Here is an 18,695-nt window from a genome sequence, read left to right on the forward strand (position 1 = left end):
CCTTCCTCCGTTTCTCTTCCTGATCAGTCAAATACCCCGTAACGAGCTGCGGGGAATCAAACCTCTTTTTACCAGTTCCACATATATCCCGTCTTCCATCGGCTTCCCGCAGATACTGTCCGCAGATGCAAGCAGTTCATCGGCCCCATTTGCCATTGCAATCCCGGTGCCGCAGATCTTCAGCATCTCTATATCATTTCTGCCATCACCGAATGCGAGCGTATCCTGTATCCCAATCCCCAGATATTCACAAAGTCTCACGACTGCTGCGCCTTTCCCTGCTCCGTGTGGGATGATTTCATAATAACCATATTCGTTCCAGCTGCCCTGCTGTGCCAGTTCCGTCCGGCCCGCTCCAAACATTTCCCCGATGCGCCGGTAAACCGGGGGGCTGCACCACAAACAAATCTTATGGATATCCACCTGTCCCGGATGAAACTCTTCTATATTGTCCTGATACATGATCTTCTCATTTTTAAAGAACTTCTCCCTCTGCCGGGACGTAAGCTTTTTACTTTTTTCCAGATTCATTTGGTTCAGAATATCAGCAGCAGCCTGATTCATAAATATCTCATCCCGTCCCTCCAGAACCCCGCCCACACCGTCCGTGCACGGGTCTGTCAGATAGTGAAACACTCCGGCAGCTGCATCTGCATCCAGCGCCGTCTCAAACACAGAAACATCTTTGTGGGATATATAGCTCCCTCCGCCTGTGATGAGATTCTCAATCCCGAGTTCCAGAACATCATCCTGAACCGTCCCCAGGCTGCGCCCCGTACAGATCGCCGCCTCATGTCCTTTTCTTTTCAGCTGCCTGAGAACAAATGGTATGGATTCCGGGATTCCAAGCACCTCGTCCCGGAGCGTTCCATCTATATCAAACACAATTAATTTCCGCATCCACCGCTCTCCTTCCTTGTCTGTAACCATATATTAGCACCTGAAAAAAGGACTTACAATGTCTGTAAGCCCTTTAGGAAACATGTGTGCATCCTGCACTTTGTTTTAATGTATGAAATTATGTTTATCTTCGTAACTGTTCAGGGTCCTGAACAGTTACTCATCCTTCAGAAACTGCTGATATCGGATAAATAAAAGTTCAATCAACAGGAAATATGGGGTCGTGATTTCATATGAAATCCCATATCTTTCCGGCAGCGACAGCGCCTGAATATATAAGTTTTCCCCGCATACGGAAGAAAGCGGGTTCATCTGCATCTTTGTAACGGAAACCGTCTTTATGCCCTTCAGGCGCAGCCGTTTCGCGAGTTCCACCATATGTTCCGCTTCACCCGTCAGTGAGATCAGTATGACCAGGTCTTCCTCTCTGACAAGATTTTCAAAGGCTTCCGCCATATCATGTCCGTGCATATAATAAATCTTTTTGTGCAGCGGCAGAAAAATACGCTGGAACTCTTTTGCCACCCGTGCCTGGGAATATCCGCTTGCATAGATCAGAATACGTCCGGAGCAGTAAATTTTTTCAAAAAAGCTACTGTAATCTGTATTGCGGATATACTCGATCATCTTATGGTAATTCTGGAGCGCTTCCTCCTTAAATGAAAACTCCAGTCCCTCTTCCTGCATCCTCTCAAGCCGGATCACTGAGCGAAGTTCACCGTACCCCGGAAGCTTCAGTTTCTGGGCAAACCTTGTGAGTGCACTTTTGGATACATGGTATGTTTCCGCAAACTCATCTATTGACAGCCGGATACAGTCTTTCGGATGTTTCGCCACACACCCGGCGATGTACTTATCGTTTTCGCTGAAGGTATCGTAGTACCTGTTCAGCAGGTCTTCAATCTTCATGTTCGGCCTCTCTTATATATTCCAGATAATTGAGGAACAGCATGTCCAGCAGCATGTAAAACCCCGACACCAGTTCGTATGAAACCTGACTCTGGATGGTCTGGGTCGCCACATAGAGATTATCCCTGCACATTCTGGAAATCGTATTGTTCTGCAGACGCGTGATGGAAATTGTGTATATCCCTGTCGGAATCACTGCATTGAGAATCTCAATCCCCGCCCTTGTCTCACCGGAAAGGGAAATCACGACAAAAACATCCGTCTTCTGAAATGCTTTTTTCATAAACTCGGTTTCCCCGTAATCAAACAATTCGATCACGCACTTCCCGGCGGACAGGAATATCCGTTTGAATTCCTCCGCCAGCGTCTTCTGTTCATTGCCGGTCCCATAGACGTAAATCGTATCGCTCTCATAGAGCCTTTTACAGATATGGACATAAGAAAACTTATTCAATTCATCAACAAGACTGTGGTAAATGTCACAGACAGCGTCAAAGTCCACGTCCGCTGCCTTTTTGTCCGAACGTTCTTCCTTCAGCGTAAGCTTCAGATCCGAAAAAGATGTCAGCCCGATTTTCCGCAGGATACGCAGCAGTGTAGCTCTGGAAATATGACATTCTGCCGCCACCTGTTCACTGGAAAACTGTGCGAACCTCACCGGTTCGCACAAAATTGTTTCTAAGACAGCTTTATCGTTTTCACTTAGTTTATCGTAGTATTGATTCATCAGCTGAGCGAGTCTCATCTGCTACAAATCTCCCATCTTATCCAGAATCAGATGATAGAATTCTTCATCCGTCCCCTTCTTTTCCAGAGTCTCCAGTATCATACCGTCCTTAAGCAGGATGATTTTCCTGCAGCAGCCCGCCATCTTCGGATCATGCGTTACCATGACTATCGTCTTCCCATACTCCTGATTGATCCGTGTCAGGGCGTCAATCACAATCTTGCCTGACTTGGAATCCAGATTTCCGGTCGGCTCATCAGCCAGGATCAGCTCCGGGTCATTAATCAGGGCACGGCAGATCGCCACCCTCTGTTTCTCTCCTCCCGACAGTTCATATGGCTCTTTATCCAGCAGATGTGCAATCTGGAACTGCTCGGCCAGTTCCTTTGATTTCTCATCCATTACTTCAGACTTTTCCTTGTTCAGAATCATGGGAAGCATAATGTTTTCCCTCACGGAGAGACTGTCCATCAGATAAAAATCCTGAAAGACGAACCCGATCTGTTTTCTCCTGATATCCGCCAGTTCATCTGCATGCAGGCCGTTTGTATCTTTATCCGTGAACTTCAAGGTCCCCGCCGTCTGCTTGTCAATCAGCCCCAGCACCTTCAAAAGTGTCGTCTTGCCGCATCCGGACTTTCCCATAATCCCAAGGAAGTCACCCTCCTCCACATCAAAATTAAGCCCCTTTAATACTTTAATCTCATCCTTTGCACCACTCGGGTTCAGTTTCTGATAATTCCTGATCAGATCATTCACTTCCAGTACTTTTAGTTTTCCCATTCCGCCTGCCTCCATATCATTCTCTTAATCCAAAAATACCACAGTACCCATACACCCACATAAACCAGATAAATAATCCCTCCTGCTATAAGGAAACCCAGAACTTCCTTTGAATCGTATAATCTGGCCCTTACCGTAAGGCCTCCGAAAATAATTCCGCCTAAGGTTCCTACCGCAAGCGGCAGCACTGCAAATATCTTCATCTGCCCTGCCAGAGCCTTTTTCCGGTCATTCTGCCGCATACCCAGTTTTCTCAGGAAGTTATTCTGCCAGTTCAGCTCCCTTGCCTCAGATTCAAACTTCACATAATACTGGAAGAGCCCCATAATCGTCATCAGAATGAGGATAAACAGGTACACCAGTTTTCGGAAAAAGATTTCCGCACCGGTATCAACAATCATCTGCTGCTTCCCATAGAACGGCAGGATCGCACTGTCCCAGTCTCTGTCAAACGCATGTTTATCAGTCAGATAGTCCATATCTTTGAGCATCCCCTCATACTCCTTCTCAGGAACATTCCAGCATATAAGCTGTGTCGGTCCCTCTGTCATATTAGATGGACGGGAGTACGACGGGTACGCTCTCCATTCGTCGATGTCAGCCGCTTCTCTTAAACTCCACTGTTCTTTATTGTAAGTGGAAATCCTCTGGTACTCTTCTTCAAAATACTGGTCATTGAATACGACCAGGTTATCCTCCATTCCCTGATGGAACGTCCCCGTGAGACAGTCTCTCTCCTCACTCTTTATGATACGTTCCGGAAATATTTTCTCATATATCCCTGTATTATAAGACATCAGCGGCTGTCCGATCCTCAGCATTTTATGGATTCTGTTCGTATCCCAGTCAATCGTATGTGCCTTTGCCGACAAATCCTGCTGATACACAACATGGATTTCATCATCTGATAAATCCAGCTTTTCAGGCGTCTTCCCTAAGGCCTCCTTCAGGGCCCGGTAAGTAGATTCTGAAATTGCTATATGCTGCCCCTGCGGCCACTGAACCGGGCGCAAGTACGGCCCCCACTGTTTATTAATCGCGTCAGAGCCGTAGATCGATGTAATCCTGAGCATCGGATAAACAGACGCCTCTGCACCATGCTTCTTAGCAATCGCATCTAAATCCTCCATATCCGCATCATAGGCCGTGCAGACAATGCTGTACGGGAACATCTCCGGTATATTCTGTTTCAGGAGTCCGCCTGCCAGCTGTACCCCAAACATAGATAGTATAAACAGATGCAGCACAGACAGATAAAAAAGATTCCATGTGCTTTTCTGAAACCGGTAATACAACGGACGATTTGCAATCAGATTCCTGTTGTACCTGTCCCTGTGCCTTTCCAACCTGTTCAGGCAGATTGCGGTTCCCCCCTTAATAAGCAGGTAAACTCCGAGTACCGTAAAGATATGTATATACATAGTCTCTGCCCAGCTTCTGGAAAAATAGATGCGGATGCTGACTGCCAGAAGGAGAAGTCCCAAAATCACAAGTATGAGATTGTATTTCTTCCCCCGTTTTTCTTTCTCAACCTGTGTATTCATATTCATAGAACGTGCAAGGTTCAGCACATTTTCCTGATTAAATCCAAGGGACAGGAGCACGATCAAGAGATACCCGAGTATCCCAAGCCCAATCGTCCTTACGCTGATTGCAGATGCCAGATTGACTACGGCCCCATTATTTGTGAGTGAACTCTGCCAGATATCCCTAATGATATAGGATACCGCCCCTCCGAAAAGAATACCTGCCACACCTGATATGAAAGCATTTGCACTGAACACGATTCCAAACATCAGATAAATCGTTCTGCTTCTCATGCCAAGGATGACCAGAAGGCTGTTTGACTTATTCTGGTCTTTGATATAATACCCGATGATCATTGTCATCATCAGAATGCTGCACAGAGCCATGAGAAATCCAGTCTGTTTAAATATCCGCGCAAGCCCGAATCCGAACAGGAAGTCTTCCTCCCCGTGCACCTGTGAGATCAGGCCATACATTGTAAGTATAATATACATAAATGCCGCGGTCAGAAAGCACCCCGATGCAAGAATCATCTGCCCTTTCTTGTTGTAGGAAGCATTCTTTCGGATCATCCGGAAAAACTCCTCAGGGTATCTGCCCGGAAAATAGCGTACCCGCTTCTTTTCTTCCTTCTCGTACCTTTCCCGCGCTTTCATCTCTTCGTATTTGCGGTTCATCTCATCCCGCTCTTCAATCCAGCGGGAGCCCATGTAATCGATGATAACCAAGGCTAAACATACCCCTCCGACAAATATCTGTCCACCCGGGAATATGCTGATGGCAAAAAATGCAAATCCGAAACCGGGAAGAAACTCAAATGTTTTCAGGCTTTTTCCATTTATTAACCAAATACAGCGTATTAAATACAGTAAAATTCCAATTACCGCAAGTATACCAAAACTAAACGGTATTAATGATACCAGATCCTCTTTCCAAATGGATCCGTCTCTGAGTTTGTAAATAAAATCCCACAGACTGTAAAAGCCATCAATCGCCATAATCTTACAAAACAATAGCGAAAAAAGCATCAGAAATCCACAGACTATCCTGAATCTCCTGACTTTACGTTCCACATTCATAGAATCCCTCCTCGTCTCTAAAAACATGATCACGTCACCTACCGCAGCCGGCGATACGACAGTGGGCGTATACTGGTTCCCATGCTGTTTCTCCACTTTTAAGCTACACTCATTTTATCGCTAATACTATTTTTATACAATCCTTATTGTGCGAATGATGCGTTTTCCTGCTTGAATACTATCACTTGCCATTTTAAGACTGAGTAAAGGGAATTCCATATTTTTATACTACTGTTTTATTCTACTTCTTCATCAACACCTGAACCGCTTCTTTCAACGTCAAATCCTCCCCTACATTCCCCGGGAAGATAATATAAGGTATCTGCGGAAATTTACTCTCATCACCGGTCTGCCACACAGGAATTCCCGGCTTAATCTGCCCGAGCACTGTCGCCCGTTTCACACGCAAAGCCTTTGTTCCCACATCGCTCGACGTGATTCCCCCTTTTGCGATCACAAACGCAGGCGTCACATCCAGCCGTCCTACGAGCGACTGAACGGCATCTGATATTTTAACCGAAAGGCGCAAATGGTCTTCCTTATTTCCTGATTCTGCCGTAAACAGCTTTCTGGATGTATAGCAGCAGACAGTCCTGCCCGATCTCACACATTCTTCCTCCATTTTCAGGCATCTTGCAACTTCTGCCTCAAACGCCGCACTATCATTTACCATAGCTACATCGAGCTCGATAAATTCAATTTCTTTTAGTTCCCTTAATAACTCCAGCTGTCTGCTTGTTTTAGCTGTATGTGAGCCGATCACAATAACACCGCCATTTGCAGTTTCCCGCGTCACCATTTCTTCTCTTGTAAGCAGCGGTTTCTCCTGAATCCCCCCAAGTACTCTGACAAAAGCCGCCGCTGTGCGAAACATAAAATTTTTTCCTTTTTCCATTGCCCGGTACAAGGCAATGCAGAACACCTTTATATCGGCATAGTCTACAGCATTCACTATGATTTTCCGGAAGCCGCTGATTTCCAGAAGTTTCTTCTCAATCCCTTCTACGTCAACACTTCGAAGCTCTTCTAACGTGATGCATACAACCGTATCCGCGGTATACATGCCATTCGTCTTTTCTTCCACATACTCAGGCATTGTAAGCGCTGTATAACCGAAGGTTTTATCCTTCGCAAATTCAGTTTCACATACTGGGATCAGTTCATCATCATATTTCGCATAGTGGATATTTCCAATTGTAAACCGGCCGCCTTCTTTAAAAAACGGACACAAAATCTCCCCATCTACTGTATTGCCCGTATATTTTTCATAATCCTCTTTTAATATTTCCGTTTCCAGAGGATAATGCCCACGCAGAGTACTGTCCCCGCGGCTCACAAACAGATACTCCTGCTTTGTCTGTTCCGCGGCATAAGCCACCGCCTCAGCGATTTCATGATGTGCCTTCGTTGTCTGGTCAACGGTAAATCCCCTTGAATTTGTCAGGATAAAAAAGAGGCTGCTCTCTTCCTGAAATGCCTTTAAAATACTTTCTTTTTCCCAGTCTGTGTAAACAGAAACGCCATTTACCGTCTGTACCCCCGTAGGATCATCGTCCAAAACGACTATTTTCTTTTTACTTTTCGCTATTTCTTCCGCCAGCATCTGGTCCACTAAAGACTCCTCGATTTTAGGAAAAGTGTCTAAAATTTCAGTATTCATTTTCATAATTATATTCTCCTCTTTTCTATAAATTTGTTTCCTAAAAGCACAAAAGGCGGGAGTTCCCTCCCGCCGTCAGCTTTGCAGTTACTACACTATACTTATTTCAAATTACCATGCTCATCGTGCATTTCATCATATTTGATGTTATTAGTTCCATTGTAGCCAAGTGGGTTTCTGTATCCAAGAGGATTGATTCCGCATGGATATTTTGTCATAATCTCATCAACCAGTTCACAGTATAAGTCTGCACATCTGCCTACAATCTTGTCACCTTTTTCCTTGCTTGCATTTGTAGGATCACCAATGACACCAGTAGAAAGGTCATCTTTTTCTGGAAGTGCGAAAGTTCCTTCAAAGTGATACAGCATTCCTTCTCCGGCTGCCTGGCCCGGAGCGATTTTCCATTTTGAATCAATCAGTCCGTGAGCTTCGCCCGGCACTGCCAGTTCCATATGTACTTTATCAGGATACAGAGAAAGTGCAACAGAAGTCTCCGCTTCATCCGCATGCCACATATAAGTATCAAGTGTCTTCTTATTGTCTCTGAGGAAGTCATACCATGTACTTCCTACTGTAAAGTAGCCTTCAATACCAGCTTTGTGAACTGCCTCAAACATAGACATCGTCTGTCCGTGGGCAGAAATAATGAGGAACTTATTGTATCCTGCATTTGCAGCACCTCTGATAATATCTGTCAGCAGGCCTACATGAGTCTCAAATGTAAGCGGAATTGTGCCAGGCATTCCCCAGTGATGAGCCGGATGTGATCCATACATTGGGCATGCCAGAATCATAGCTCCTGATTTCTCTGCAACTGCCTCTGCGATTCCCATCGCATTAAAGGAGTCACTTCCACACGGGCAGTGAGGTCCGTGCTGTTCAATTGCACCAATCGGAAGAATCGCAAGGTCACACACTTCCTTTGCATATGCAATATTAACCGCTGCTGAGTTGTCTTGGAACCATAAAGAATCTCTCTTGTTTAATTTGAATTCAGTTTGTTTTGCCATAATAAAATCTCCTTTTTTAATTATTAAATTATTAAGTTATATTCATATATGGGAAAAGATCCCATTCATATGTGATGCCACTAATTTCTGAATATTCTGAATATGGTGTGCAAAAGGGTCAGACCCCTTTGAATTTCTTCATGATATTCTTCGCCATACTTCCCACCATTCCTTGATCTGAACTCATTGGAATGTACAGCACGCCTTTCTCGATCAGTTCACGCGCCATCTGCGGGTTATCGGCAACTGTTCCTACCGCTTTTCCTGCTTTTGTTACTTTTTCAATTATTTTATCAATTGCCTCAAGAAGTTTCGGGTGATTCCTCTGCCCCATAACCTCCCTGCCAAGTGACTGTGACAGGTCCATCGGGCCGATAAATACGACGTCCAGTTCTTCCAGCTTAAGTATCTCATCCAGATTGCTGAGTGATTCCATCGTCTCGCAGTGGATAATCGTAAGCACTTCTTTATTTGCTTTGTCAATATATTCCTGCTTATCCATCGTTCCGTAATTTGCGGCCCTGTGGGTCGGTGCAAATCCTCTGTTTCCCAGTGGCGCATAGCGCCCTGCTTTTACCGCTGTCTCTGCCTGCTCCAGAGTGTCTACATTCGGGGCGTGATAGCCAAGTGCACCAGTGTCCAGCGCCTGCATGATATTCACAGCTGTAGCTTCTCTGACGCGGACAATTGGTACAATTCCCGTTAAATCAGACGCTCTCACCAGATTCGTAATGGTTTCTGGATTATAAGAGACATGTTCGCTGTCGATAACGAAGAACTCCATCCCTGCACTGCCAAGTATTTCGACCATACTCGGGTCCATTGTCTTTACAAATGTCCCAATAACCGGCTGACCGTTTTTCAGTTTCTGTTTTACTCTATTTTCTCTGACCATGAGTCCTGCTCCTCTCATTTTTCTTCCAGCAGTGTATCCCATATGGGGATACCTGCCAGAAACGTTACACCGCGTGTCCTTTAATTTTGAAACGATAAAGTGTGGTGGATGCCGCAATGTAAAGAGTATCCATATCTTTTCCGCCAAATGCACAGTTGCCTGCCTGCTCTGGGATATATACGATTCCCAAATATACCGCGTCCTTATCGAATATATGGATGCCGCCCTGTGCACAGCAATATACATTTTCTTCACTGTCAATTTTCATTCCGTCAGGCAGTCCCACGCCATCACCGATTGTTTCGGCCCAGACCTCCCCGCCTCTCAGTGAACCGTTCGGCTCTACCGCAAATTTCCTGATATGCTTTCTGGGAGAGTCATTCACAAACAAAAACTTCTCATCCTTTGAAAAACATAATCCATTGGGATTTTCAAAATCATCCATAAGCAGCTTCAGTTCTTTTGTATCCGGATTATAGGAAAATACTCCCTGGAAATCCAGTTCCTGTTCTCTTTCAAGTCCTACTCTGGAAGGATTTCTTCCAAAACGCGGGTCAGTGAAAAAAATTGTCCCGTCACTTCGGACTACCACATCATTCGGACTGTTCAATTCCTTCCCCTGATAGTGGGAGGCCAGTATCTCCAGTCCTTTTCCTTCGTTATCCGTCCTGCTGATACAGCTTCTAACGTGTTCACATACAATAATATTGCCCTGTGTATCGTAGGCATTCCCATTGGCCTTAAATGTATTTTCACGAAGCAGCCTTACCCCGTCCTTTTCACTGTAGCGGTATGTCCTGCTCTCCGGAATATCATTAAAAGTCAGTGCCTGTGTCTTCTTGTTCCAAATCGGACCTTCTATAAATGTAAAGTCTTTCCAGACTTCCAAAAGTTCCTGCTCTACGTCTAACACATCAAAAAACTTCTCGTGAAAGCTCTTATATGCCAGCCCCATACCTGTCACACACCTTTCCTGCCGATCAGGCGATTACAACCGGTTCAATATCAAGCAGACGGCAGACTTCCAGCAGTTCTTTCTTATATTTACCGGCTACACCACTGATATGGTTTGAATTAAATACGTCAATAAACTTTTCAATATCAAAGTCCGCCTTCATAAATGCTACCGGAAGCTGGTGTACCCCTCTTGCTTTCACAAAAGCATCCAGAATCTCTTTGGACGGTGTCACAAACTCCGTCTCGATAATGAACATCTGATATTTTCCGTCCACCCTGCAAAGTCTGGCCATTGTCATCTCTCCTGCACTGGGGACGGTAAATGTAACAGCTCCGCCGGAAGGCCTGTTGGCTCTTCTGAGCTCGATGTTCTTCATATTCTTGCACCTTTCACAATGGCGTCCTGCATAATATGTACACATAGAACCACAGTTCGGCAGGTAAATCAGCTTTTCTTTATAACCAATATGGCTGACATCCGCAAACATGGTCGGCATACCTCCGGAAATCAGTTTCAAAATTTCCATAGAAAGCGCGCCGTCGGCATCTGCCTCACAGGAAATAGGGAATGGTTCAAAGTCACCGTCAGCATCATATCCGCCGTTTAACAATGCCGTTGAAATACACTGGGGTGCACGGAAATTTGTAAGATCTGGCATACATTTAATGGCCCCGAAATCCAGATGGCGGTCATTAATGATATCCTTTGTAGCCAGATAACAGGCCACCTGATATTTCAGCCTTTCCTCTGTCAGCTTTTCATCATATCTTACTTCACCTACAGACTGAACGAGCCAGTTATATGTAGCATCAATGCGTTCCCCATCAATCGCTTCCGCTCTCCTGATGATTTCTTCATGGTCAATGTGGTCACTGTCAACCTGGAACAGCTTTTTCCACTGCATCGGGTCAAAACTTCCTGTATCAATTCCCAGAGAACGGCCGCCAATGAATCCGAAAATCTTTCCTTTCAGTTTCTCAACCGCTGCCGCCGCCCTGATATAAGGCATCATTTTTGTATCAAAAAGATTTGGGCGTTCTTCTGTAAAATCCTGCTGTATTCTCATATGCCTGTAGCCAATCTGATTTAAAGCCCCGCCTGAACCAAGCAGACCTACCGTACCGTGTGTCCCGGGGTCATCATTGGATAATAAAATCGTCGGCAGTCCCATATTGAGGACTCCTCTTACGACTCCATTAGGCCATGTCCAGCAAGGGATATAAGCGATAAAAACTTCCACACCCTTTTCCTTCAATTCAGCCGTCTGGCGATCGATCTCTTCTGCTGAGCGGGCTGCGATATCAAAGCTGAAGAGTTCCATATCCATCTCGCTAAAATAACTGACAGCCTTTGCCATGCGGACCGCTGTTTTTTCTTCATAGAGTACTTTGTATTCATGCTCTCGTGGGTCACTGAATGTAACCATACCGACTTTTGGTAAACTCATAATCTCTTCCCTGTCCTTCCTGAAATTTATTGAAGCTGCATTAGCTTTTCATACTCCTCATCCGTAACTGTCTTGTATCCCGGTGTAGGGAATGCCTGGAATCCTCTTCCACCGTCTATGAAAATAGACTGTCCATACACAAAATCTGAATCCTCACAAGCCAGGAAAACAGCAAGCCTGCCGCATTCATTCGGACTTCCGATACGTCCGATCGGTGTTCTGGAAAGTACCGTGTTAAATAACTGCGGATCTGATCCCACACGTCTCATCAGCTCGCTCTCGATTGGTCCCGGACACATTGCGTTGACTTTTATGTTATATGGCGTCAGAGCAACTGCCTGTACTTTAGTAAGCTGGCTGACACCGCCTTTACTTGTCGTGTAGCACATCTGGCTGTCCAGTGCAAGGTACGCATTCACAGAAGATACATTTACAATTGCGCCGCTTTCTCCCTGCTTTGCCATCTGCCTTGCAGCAATCTGGCCGCCGAAGAATACACCTTTTAAATTCACGCCCATGATCCGCTCATACTGTTCCTCTGTAATATCGAGATAATGCGTTTTTTTAGAATCATTTGTGCCTGCATTTGCAACAAATATATCTAATCTTCCGAATTTATCAACTGTCTTATCGACAAGCATCTGATTGTCCTCGATAGAAGAAACATCTGCCGGCAGGTACAATACCTCTCCCAGTCTGCTCAATTCCTTCTGGGCGCTGAGACCTTCCTCCTGATTTCTGGAGCAGATCGTAATCTTAGCCCCTTCCTTCAGAAATTCCTCTGCGATCCCGTATCCAATCCCTTTGCTTCCACCGGTAATAATTGCTACTTTATCTTTTAATTTCATAACTGCTGCTCCTTCTATTAACGTAAAATTGTTAAAGGTGCCTTGACATCGCATTCCTTTGCAAGTTCCATCAGTTCCTCATAGGTAGTAACCGGTACCGGAATACCGCTCTCACGCCGTTCCAGCTCCTTACGGTATTCGATCTCACCGGGAAGCAGCATTTCAGCGCCCTCCTGCCACATCGGCGTTGCCTTGAGATTATCCTTGAACAGCTTCATTCTCTCCTGCATCATTTCTTTTGAAATAATCTTAGAAATATCAAGTGCGATGAAAAAGTGTCCTGTCAGGCTTGGATCTTCAGGGTTTGCATACATGCTCTTCATTTCTTTAGAAAAGACACCGCCTGTGATCACTCCTGATAAAATATCCACTACGTAAGACAATCCCAATCCTTTATGTCCGCCCATCGGGAGCAAATATCCATCAAAAGCTTTTTGCGGATCATCTGTCGGCCTGCCTTCCTTATCTGTTGCCCAGTCCATCGGAATTTTCTCTTTTTTCTTAATTGCAAGTGTCAGTTTGCCGCCTGCAACCACGGATAAAGATATATCTAACACAAAAGGAAATTCTGCATAAGTTGGTACCGCGAATGCAATCGGGTTATTGCCCGTTACCGGAACGCTTGCTCCGGGTGCAACGATCAGCGGCTTAACATTGGTCATCGCAATCCCGATCATCCCCTGCTCTGCTGCCATTCTCGCATATAAGGCGCCCGCACCGAAATGATTACTGTTAATCACTCCACATGCGGCAATCCCGGTCTTTCTTGCATTATCAATAGCTCTTTGCATTCCGGCTCTTGCTCCGATGAAGCCCGCCGCTGCATCAGCATCCAGAACTTCCAGATTTTGCTCCCCACGGACTACTTTGATATTCGGGCGTATATTAATTGCGCCGTTTTTCATTCTCTTTACATATGCAGGAATTCTGATAACCCCATGTGAGTCAATTCCCCAATAGTTCGTCTGCACAAGCGCATTTGCATGAAATGCTGCATCATCTTCAGGCATTCCTGCCTTTTCGAAGAGCTGCTGCGCAAACGTAGTCAGTTCTTCCCCATTAACCAAATATGTATTAGCCAACTTAAATTCCTCCTTTTCCCATGTTTACATAGTGAATACCTTTTCTTTCAACTCTTTGTTTTCGTCATATTCAGGTGTTTTTTCCTGCTTTTCTACGTATTATTGTGCGTTTTTTGTGTTGTGTACGTTATTTTTTATTCGCATTAATGAATACGTATTCATTTGACTTGTGTTTATTATATTCCATATTCCCATGATTAGTCAATAAATAAATTATTTTCTTTCGATATTCAGTAGATTTACTCAAATTAAATCTGATTTTTTTGTCTATATTGTCCATCATCTCATTTCTATTCATCATTCAATGCATTTTTCTGTATTCGTATTCACCCTCTTACTTGCTAAGTTTCCAGATATATGTTATTCTTATTTTAAGTATAACAAGACAGGAGGTACAAAAGAGATGAGTACACAAGAACCGGCAGGCAAACAAGCGAATTCCGGCAGAACCAATAATAGAAGCACCCGCAACACCTCTATTGACGTCGCAAAATTAGCAGGGGTATCACAGGCAACTGTCTCCAGGGCTTTTAATCCCTCCTCTAAAATGAGTCCCGAGACCCGCAGGAAGGTTCTTGATGCTGCCGAAGCTTTGAAATATGCACCCGATGCAATCGCAAGAAGCCTGATTTCAAACAGCACCAACATCGTTGCTGTCATTATGCAGAATCCCATGAACCCTTTCTACGCAAAAGCGCTCACCAAATTGTCCATTCAGCTGCGCTCATTCGGAAAGCAGATTCTATATTTTTACCTAGATGATCCCGACAACCTGCATGAGATAATCAATCAGGTTCTTCAGTACAGAGTAGACGGAGTCATTATTACTTCCGTATCCCTGACCAGTAATCTGGCGGATATATGTTTTGATTTCGGCGTCCCCGTTGTCCTCTTCAACCGCCATACCAACAGTCCTCAGGTTCAGGCGGTCTGCTGCGACAATATACAGGCCGGCAGAGACTGTGCAGACTATTTTTTTATGAAGGGATACCGAAAATTCGCATTCATAGGCGGTTACGACAAAGTATCAACCAGCCACGACAGGAAGACCGGATTTTTGGCCAGACTGAAAGAACGTGGGATACAAAATGCCAAGGTTTATCATTCAGAATTTGCTTACGAAGCTGGTCAGGAAGCCTTCCGGCATCTGATCAAAGATATGGGGACTCCCCCGGAAGCCATTTTCTGCGCCAGTGACCTTATCTGTGCCGGTGTTATGGACAGTGCACGTTTTGAATACCACTACCGAATCCCGGAAGATATCGCTATGATTGGTTTTGATGATATCCAACTGGCATCCTACGCCTCCTACAATATGACATCTTTTGTACAGCCAATGGATGAAATGATTGCGAAAATCTGTGAGCTGATCATGGCCCCCGAAAAAAATAATATCCAGCCTAATCTCACCTTGTTCCCTTGTACACTCATTACACGGTCTACTGCTTAGTGTGTCAGGAAGCAAAAAAGGAGCGCTGTTTCACAGATGCAAAACGTCTGTGAAACAGCGCTCCTTTCTCCCTATCCCGCCTACATTCATCAATTAACCGAAATACAGTTCAGTCTGAGGAATCCTAAATCTTTTTCCCTGGTTAATAGGCATCTCTACATAACTCCGAGCGCCTTCGGCAGGGCCAGTGAAATCTGCGGAATATATGTAATCAAAAGCAGCAATATGATCATAACCCCAATCCAGGGCCATATCTTCTTAACTAGCCGGTCAAAGGATATCTCACCCACCTGACTGGCCATGAACAGATTTGCTCCAAGCGGCGGTGTAATGAACCCTATCGAAAGATTCATAACAACGATAATACCAAAATGTACAGGATTTACGCCCAGTAATGTTACAATCGGAAGTAATATCGGTGTTAGAATAATAATAGCTGCATTCGTTTCCATAAATGTTCCAACGATCAGGAGCAGTATATTGATCAGCAGAAGAACCAGAAGCTTGCTGCTTGTCAGACTTAAGATCGCATTTGCAATTGTTGCAGGAACCTGTGAAATTGTCAGAATTCGTCCAAATCCTGTTGAAATCCCAATAATAATCAGTACTGGTGCACACATTAACACAGAGCGGTATACAAGATACACCAAATCAGACAACTTGATTTCTTTATATACAAAAAGACCTATAATTACACCATATACACCTGCAACTGCTGCCGCCTCGGTAGGTGTGAAGATACCGCCGTAAATCCCTCCCAGAATGATAACAGGGATCATAAGTCCCGGGATTGCATCAAGAATAATCTTTCCGACTTCTTTAAAAGTATATCTTCGGCTGTCGCCCTTATAACCGTGCTTTTTCGAATAAATTACAGAGTAGATGATCAATCCGATACCAATCAGAAAGCCCGGTACAATTCCTGCCATAAACAGTCCGCTGATTGAGGCACCTGCAGCCACTGCATACACGACCATACATACACTGGGAGGAATAATAACCCCCACTGTTCCCGCCGTTGCAACAAGGGCACTGGAGTATCCCTTATCGTATCCATGCTGCACCATTGTCGGGATCATAATCAATCCTATAGCTGCAACTGCCGCTGACCCCGTTCCTGCGATCGCAGCAAAAAACAGAGATGTCACAATCGTCACAATTCCCAAGCCTCCTGTAAAGCGTCCGGTAAATACGCTCGCCACATTGATCAGCCTCTTGGATATGCCGCCTTTTCCCATCACCTCACCCGCAAATGTAAAAAGTGGAACTGCCATCAGCGGGAAGGAATTCAGTCCCTGCATCATAGACTGCACAAATGTCTCCATACTAATCGGACTTGCAGCTGCAATTGTCACCAGAGATGACATCCCCAGACTAATACCGATTGGCAATGACATAAGCAAGAACACAACCAAAGAGATAAATAATATTCCTGATATCATATTCTATTCCCCCAATCCTATTTTTTCTTCCATCCCAGCTTCCAGTTCTTCCATTTTATCTTTCACTGCTGGTTCAAAGCAGATTTTATTGTTTTCATAAAAAACACCGTCATAGTTAACAAAACGTTCCAGTGGAGCTTTCCAGTTCATCAGCTTCCATACAATGATCTGAATATTTCTGACAACCATCATAAAGAATCCAAGAGCCCCCGCCAGATACAGGACATTATAGTTCCAGGGCACTGCTGTCAGCTTATCATGATATTTTGCCGCATCCAGACATAGACTGACCACAGCCTTTAGACCATAAGCGGTAAAAATGAAGAAAAGTATATCACAGATCAGAAGCACTACTTTTTGTACCTTTTCTGAGAACTTTCCCGTCAAAAATCCGACACGCACATGACGGCTGTTTCTGGTCAGATAACCAAAGCTTGAAAATGACATCCATACGAAAAATATTCGCGCCACCTCTTCCCCCCATGAAAAACCGCTTTTTAATACAAACCTTAGAAATACCTGAACAGTAACGAGCAGTATCATCATAGAAAAAAATATGACCATCAGAATTGCCTCAAAATTAACATCCATCCAATGTATTAGTTTCTTCATCCTGATTCCTCCATTATTCCTGGCGCTCTGCTTTTACAGCTACCATCAGCATATCGTAAGTCTCTTCTCCACACTGTGACACAATGTCCTGCCTGATTGCCGCATTCATTGTCTCTCCCATTGCTCTTCTGGCCTCGATATCCACTTCATTGATTTGAAAGCCGCTGTCAGCCAGTTTACTGAGCGTCTCCTCCTCTGTTTTGTCAGCAAGCTCCCAATTATAATCAATCGCCTCCCGGGCACAGCTTAAAATAATCTCTCTATCCTCCTCTGAAAGCGAGTTCATAAAGTCTTTATTTGCATACCACAAGAAGTTAGTAAATACATGCTTTGTCAAAGACCAGTAAGTTTGTGCCTCATAAAATTTTTCCGTGTAAAAACTGTTCGTTGCACACTCCTGGCCGTCTAATAATTTCTGCTGCAGAGATGTAAACAGTTCATTCCAACTTACGCTTGTAGTGTTCACCCCCAAAGATTCCCATGCCTTAATCTGAATTGGGTTATACCCCCTGATCTTTAAGCCCTTAAGATCTTCCGCACTGTTGATTGGACGTTTGCTATTCGAGAAATTCCTAAATCCCAGTTCCATATATCCAATCCCTTCCAGATTCATACGGTCTAAAGGTTCCATCATTTTCTTGCCGGCTTCACTTTCAAATACTCGTTTTGCATGATCCGTATCATCAAACATATAAAAACTTTCCCATGCAGCAAATTCAGGTATCGCCTGCGTAAAGTTACTTGTTGTTGAGCCACTCATTTCTATATCTCCCCTGCGGCATTGTTCAAAAGTGTCCTGTACGCTGCCCATCTCGCCTCCGGGAAAGAGTACTATATCAATTCTCCCATCTGATTTCTCTTCCACTAACTCTTCAAATTTTAAGAATGCTTTATGCAGCGGTGTATTTACATTATTATCATGTGCAAGCCTTACTGTTATCACTGCATCTTCTGCTTTTGATGTACCGGCACATCCGCTTAACATCCCAGCTGTAAGCGATATACCAAGCAGTACCGCCACTATTTTTACGGATTTCTTTTTCATAAGGGCATTTCCTCCATCCTGTAAGATAAGAAATAACATAGTCCTTTTCTTATCTTTAACTATAAGTTAATATGAAGCATTTTGTACACTCTTTTTATCTACATTTTCCCATTTAAACGGCTCCTTCCTAAAATAACTATAGTAAATTTGCATACGTATTCTTATTTATGTCTATTTTTCTTTGTATTTGGCTTTTATTTTTTAATATTTTTGTGCTTTATACCCATTTTACTGCACGTTAATCGTGAATACGTATGCATTTGAATTGAATTTATTATATGATTCCCTCATGGTTTTGTCAATTATATTTTTTATTTT

At 44.2% G+C, this 18,695-nt stretch carries 16 protein-coding genes; 1 reads left to right on the forward strand and 15 read right to left on the reverse strand.

Going from position 1 to position 18,695, the window contains the following annotated elements:
• Positions 1–27: 27 nt before the first annotated feature.
• The 12 genes from A8806_RS08160 to A8806_RS08215 all read right to left on the reverse strand — a co-directional run bounded on the left by A8806_RS08160 (position 28) and on the right by A8806_RS08215 (position 13,828).
• On the reverse strand, positions 28–900 hold the full coding sequence (locus A8806_RS08160; RefSeq protein WP_181368630.1) for a Cof-type HAD-IIB family hydrolase: 873 nt from the start codon (positions 898–900) through the stop codon (positions 28–30).
• Between the two features lie 156 nt (positions 901–1,056).
• Positions 1,057–1,809, reverse strand: a complete 753-nt coding sequence (locus A8806_RS08165) for a MurR/RpiR family transcriptional regulator (RefSeq protein WP_109730701.1) — start codon at positions 1,807–1,809, stop codon at positions 1,057–1,059.
• Positions 1,799–2,554, reverse strand: a complete 756-nt coding sequence (locus tag A8806_RS08170) for a MurR/RpiR family transcriptional regulator (protein WP_109730702.1) — start codon at positions 2,552–2,554, stop codon at positions 1,799–1,801. The genes A8806_RS08165 and A8806_RS08170 overlap by 11 nt, the downstream gene beginning before the upstream one ends.
• 3 nt (positions 2,555–2,557) lie before the next feature.
• Complete coding sequence (locus A8806_RS08175; RefSeq protein WP_109730703.1) at positions 2,558–3,319, reverse strand: ABC transporter ATP-binding protein; 762 nt, start codon at positions 3,317–3,319, stop codon at positions 2,558–2,560.
• The gene (locus A8806_RS08180) at positions 3,307–6,021 is read right to left on the reverse strand and encodes an ABC transporter permease (RefSeq protein WP_146203263.1); all 2,715 of its coding nucleotides are present in this window, start codon (positions 6,019–6,021) and stop codon (positions 3,307–3,309) included. Before A8806_RS08180 ends, A8806_RS08175 begins: the two co-directional genes overlap by 13 nt.
• A 145-nt stretch (positions 6,022–6,166) precedes the next feature.
• Entirely contained in the window at positions 6,167–7,591 is a 1,425-nt protein-coding gene (locus A8806_RS08185) for a four-carbon acid sugar kinase family protein (protein ID WP_109730705.1), read from the reverse strand.
• A 95-nt stretch (positions 7,592–7,686) separates the two neighbouring features.
• Positions 7,687–8,598 carry a creatininase family protein gene (locus A8806_RS08190; protein WP_109730706.1) on the reverse strand — a complete coding sequence of 304 codons (912 nt, stop codon included), beginning with the start codon at positions 8,596–8,598 and terminating at the stop codon, positions 7,687–7,689.
• 118 nt (positions 8,599–8,716) lie between these two features.
• A complete protein-coding gene (locus A8806_RS08195) occupies positions 8,717–9,493 on the reverse strand; it encodes an HpcH/HpaI aldolase family protein (RefSeq protein WP_109730707.1) in 777 nt (258 codons plus the stop codon).
• 64 nt (positions 9,494–9,557) lie between these two features.
• Positions 9,558–10,448 (reverse strand): SMP-30/gluconolactonase/LRE family protein, encoded by an 891-nt coding sequence (locus tag A8806_RS08200; RefSeq protein WP_109730708.1) that lies wholly within the window; start codon positions 10,446–10,448, stop codon positions 9,558–9,560.
• Between the two features lie 25 nt (positions 10,449–10,473).
• Positions 10,474–11,898, reverse strand: coding sequence for an L-fucose/L-arabinose isomerase family protein (locus tag A8806_RS08205; protein ID WP_109730709.1), 1,425 nt, complete (start codon positions 11,896–11,898; stop codon positions 10,474–10,476).
• A gap of 26 nt (positions 11,899–11,924) precedes the next feature.
• Complete coding sequence (locus A8806_RS08210; RefSeq protein ID WP_109730710.1) at positions 11,925–12,746, reverse strand: SDR family NAD(P)-dependent oxidoreductase; 822 nt, start codon at positions 12,744–12,746, stop codon at positions 11,925–11,927.
• A 17-nt stretch (positions 12,747–12,763) separates the two neighbouring features.
• Positions 12,764–13,828 (reverse strand): Ldh family oxidoreductase, encoded by a 1,065-nt coding sequence (locus A8806_RS08215; RefSeq protein ID WP_109730711.1) that lies wholly within the window; start codon positions 13,826–13,828, stop codon positions 12,764–12,766.
• Between the two features lie 403 nt (positions 13,829–14,231).
• Here A8806_RS08215 and A8806_RS08220 point away from each other — a divergent pair, with 403 nt between their 5' ends.
• Complete coding sequence (locus tag A8806_RS08220) at positions 14,232–15,278, forward strand: LacI family DNA-binding transcriptional regulator (protein ID WP_109730712.1); 1,047 nt, start codon at positions 14,232–14,234, stop codon at positions 15,276–15,278.
• A 155-nt stretch (positions 15,279–15,433) separates the two neighbouring features.
• On the opposite strand, the gene A8806_RS08225 is transcribed toward A8806_RS08220, so the two are convergent.
• The 3 genes from A8806_RS08225 to A8806_RS08235 are packed head-to-tail and all read right to left on the reverse strand — an operon-like array spanning position 15,434 to position 18,377.
• Positions 15,434–16,720: a TRAP transporter large permease gene (locus tag A8806_RS08225; RefSeq protein WP_109730713.1), complete on the reverse strand. Its 1,287-nt coding sequence runs from the start codon at positions 16,718–16,720 to the stop codon at positions 15,434–15,436.
• A gap of 3 nt (positions 16,721–16,723) precedes the next feature.
• Entirely contained in the window at positions 16,724–17,332 is a 609-nt protein-coding gene (locus A8806_RS08230) for a TRAP transporter small permease (RefSeq protein ID WP_109730714.1), read from the reverse strand.
• A 13-nt stretch (positions 17,333–17,345) separates the two neighbouring features.
• Positions 17,346–18,377 (reverse strand): TRAP transporter substrate-binding protein, encoded by a 1,032-nt coding sequence (locus tag A8806_RS08235; protein WP_109730845.1) that lies wholly within the window; start codon positions 18,375–18,377, stop codon positions 17,346–17,348.
• Positions 18,378–18,695 lie beyond the last annotated feature (318 nt).

The organism is Faecalicatena orotica, from assembly GCF_003149245.1.
In the GTDB taxonomy this organism is placed as follows: Bacteria; Bacillota; Clostridia; order Lachnospirales; family Lachnospiraceae; genus Faecalicatena_A; species Faecalicatena_A orotica.